This window comes from Ruegeria sp. 6PALISEP08 (assembly GCF_001238295.1).
Classification (GTDB): Bacteria; Pseudomonadota; Alphaproteobacteria; order Rhodobacterales; family Rhodobacteraceae; genus Ruegeria.
The window spans coordinates 1-1,857 of the sequence record NZ_LGXZ01000034.1 but is presented as its reverse complement, the minus strand read 5'-3'; the positions used below and the strand labels follow the sequence as shown (position 1 = coordinate 1,857).

The following is a 1,857-nucleotide window of genomic DNA, read 5'->3' as shown; positions in this document are numbered from 1 at the left end:
TGTAACGGCATTGGATTCCTTGGAAACCGCTTGAGTGTATCTGGTAAAAAAGTCTCCCAATGTAAGGGCTTCTGCCAGCATATCGCCGAGCGGGAGAAATTTGACAAGGTCAACGGATTGCCCGACCCGTGCGCAAAAATCCGTTGAAGTGGCTTCTGCCACGGCCTGATAGATCTGGTAGACGGTATCGTGGCGCAGGAAATTCTTCGGGTCCATTACCTGCGCTTCGTTCAACCCCAGAGGATCAAGAACAAACGCGGGTTCGACCCCCACGCTGCGAAGCGCTGCGACAACCGGACCCGCAACTGAAGCCCTGACGAGAGGCAGCGACTGATCCGTGTTATTACCAAGTCTTCTGGTCATCTCTTCTCCAGAAATTCGCAATATTCCCGAGTGCGGGAAATTCCCACAATAAAATTATGAAACCTTGCAGTTTTCGAAAACTATTTTTCACGAACCGGCAAATTGTCAGGCATCAAGTTATTCGAATTCTATAATGACTCCTAAATGTACCTTTTGCGATTCTTGTTGATAGGAGCCCTGATGAACGGATGTCTGACGCGCATACTTGTGCCCGCAGTACTGGCTGCGAGCCATCTGTTTCCAACTCATGCGGCTTCACAGGAAGGTACTTTCCCGATCCTTTTCACAAATGTTCATGTCTTTGACGGGGTGAACGAGGCGCGGATCGAAAACGCAAGTGTTTTGGTCGTCGATAACCTGATCGCCGAGGTCTCGACTGAGCCGCTTGCCGTCGCCAATGCGCAAATCATCGACGGCGGTGGGCGCACACTGATGCCCGGACTGATCGATGGCCACAACCATATCATGATGCCAGCGGCCCCTAATCAGGCGGTGAACGGCTGGCACTGGGGATATCTCAGTGCTGTCGTGGGCCGCGAGGCGGAGAAAATGCTCCTGCGCGGTTTCACCACGCTGCGAGATACAGGGGGTCCAGCCTACGGCATCGCCAGAGCAATTGACGAGGGTATTCTGCCGGGCCCGCGGATCTATCCCAGCGGTCACTTCATCAGTCAGACTTCCGGCCACACGGATTTCCGCTCGTTCAACGAAAGCCATACGCGTGACAGAAGCAGCCGCAATGCCTTTGAAAGTGAGTTTGGTTTCATGGCGGATGGTCGGAGCGAAGTTCTCGCCTACACCCGTGAAACGTTGCGCCGGGGGGCAACACAGATCAAGATCAGCGTAGGCGGCGGGGTCGCCTCCGCCTTTGATCCGCTAGACACGGCGCAATTCACGCTCGATGAAATCAGGGCCGCCGTCGATGCGGCCGAGGACTGGAACACCTACGTTCTGGCGCATGCCTATACGGACCGCTCCGTTTTGCGCGCTGTGGAGGCGGGCGTTCGCAGTATCGACCATGGGACGTTGATCTCGGAACTAGATACTATGATCGCGATGCGCGACGCGGGTGTGATCTACAACCCTCAAGCCGTCGCCTTCACGCCGACTCCCGAAAGCGTGGCCTCACTTCCACCCGAAACCGTTGAGAAATCACGCCCCGTCGTCGAAGGGCTCGACAGGTCCATGCGTCTGGCAAAAGAAAGCGGTGTGACGATCACCTTCGGAACGGACGTCTTCGGCTCGCCCGAAGCGTTGGGCCGGCAGAACGACGAATTTGAACTTAGAAAGCAGTGGTTCACGTCGCATGAGATCTTGGTTCAGGCCACATCAAACACTGCAAAACTGGTGGCCATGTCAGGTCCTCGAAATCCTTACAAGGACGGACCGCTTGGCGTGATCAAAGCCGGTGCTTATGCAGACGTGCTTCTGGTTGAAGGTAATCCAGTTGAAGATGCCGGACTACTGGTCGACTACACAAATAACATCGATCTG

At 55.0% G+C, this 1,857-nt stretch carries 2 protein-coding genes; one reads left to right on the top strand and one right to left on the bottom strand.

All coding sequences use genetic code 11. The features are described 5' to 3' along the window. Positions 1-363 (bottom strand): hypothetical protein (locus ALB80_RS21625; RefSeq protein WP_157054310.1); only part of this gene is annotated, 363 nt, incomplete at its 3' end. Positions 364-543: 180 nt separating this feature from the next. Between ALB80_RS21625 and ALB80_RS21620 the strand changes: the two genes are divergently transcribed. Beyond that, positions 544-1,857, top strand: a 1,314-nt coding sequence (locus ALB80_RS21620; RefSeq protein WP_172677938.1) for an amidohydrolase family protein, incomplete at its 3' end; no start/stop codon positions are given.